This window comes from Herbaspirillum sp. B65, assembly GCF_000333555.1.
GTDB lineage: Bacteria > Pseudomonadota > Gammaproteobacteria > Burkholderiales > Burkholderiaceae_D > Herbaspirillum > Herbaspirillum rubrisubalbicans.
The window spans coordinates 1-1,246 of record NZ_BADI01000309.1; the positions used below are offsets into that span (position 1 = coordinate 1).

The 1,246-nt window shown below is 64.7% G+C and carries 1 protein-coding gene; it reads left to right on the forward strand.

Annotation, left to right across the window (positions count from 1 at the left end; translation table 11 throughout):
• Positions 1-217: 217 nt before the first annotated feature.
• The coding region (locus I5W_RS07920) for a nucleotide excision repair endonuclease (RefSeq protein ID WP_044528821.1) at positions 218-1,246 on the forward strand (1,029 nt) is incomplete at its 3' end.

The window sequence follows — 1,246 nt, forward strand, 5'->3', positions numbered from 1 at the left end:
AGCCCGGCAGCGCCTGACCAAGGCCATGCTGGCGGCCTTCGATCCAGTCTGAGTGGAGCCAGGGGCGGCGGCAAGCTCAACAGGCGGCAATGTCCTACACGATCTTCATCTTCCTGCCGACTGTGGCACCCGGGTCCCAACTTCATAATCCACGTTAATTTGATGGCTCGGTGTGTCCGGGCCATCCACCAACCTGAAGAGCACGTCCAGACGTGACATGAACAACAAGGATTTGGCCCACGCCATGAACACCCTCAGCCACAGCACTTCGCTGACCCAGCTGTTGACCCGTCCCCTGATGCCCTCCCTGATGCCCCAGACCTCCGCCATCCAGCCGAGCAAGCTGCCCGTGGCGCTGGTAGAGCGCTTGCTGGCGCAGGAAGATCGCTGCGGGATGCGCCCGGCCGGCTTGCCCCTGGCCACCTTCAATGCGCCCCAGCCAGCAGCGCATCGCGCCGCCACCTTCAGCTATCCCCTGCATATCGACCGCGCCAGCATCGATGCCTTGCCCGCTGCCTGCGGCGTCTACATCCTGCGCGGCGTGGATGACGTGCCCCTGTACGTGGGCCGCAGCGTCAACCTGCGCAGCCGCGTGCTGGCGCAGTTGCATCATCATGAAGATCAGTTCCTCATTGCCCGCACCCGTCGCATCGAATGTCGCCGCACTGCGGGCGAACTGGGCGCGGCCTTGCTGGAAAACTGCCTGCTGCGCGACCTGCGACCGGCCCACAACAAGAAACCGCGCAGCAAGCGTGGTCTGTTCACGCTGCGGATGAGCCCGCAAGGACAGCCGCTGGTAGCCGAGCTCACCGAGCGCGAGTCCAGCCGTGCCGAGAACCTGTTCGGCCTCTACACCAGCCAGCGCGCCGCCCAGGAAGCCTTGCACAAGCTGGTGGAGCGACATGGCCTATGCAGCATCGTTACTGGCCTGGAACAGGCGTCCAGCCCGGGCATGGCCTGCTTTGGCCGTCAGATCCGCCGCTGCCGTGGCGCCTGCACCGGCGAAGAATCGCATGAACAGCACCAGCAACGCCTGCTGCAAGCACTGCAAGACCTGCGTATCCTGCCGTGGCCCTATGCCGGACCGATGGGCATCATCGAGCAAGGCGACGGCTGGCAGCAGATCCACGTGATCGACCACTGGCGCTACCTGGGTTCGCTGGATCGCCAGCAGCGCCAATTGCAAGCGCGTCCGGCCGCCAGCCCTCAGGTTTTCGACCTGGAGAGCTACAAGCTGGTGATCCAG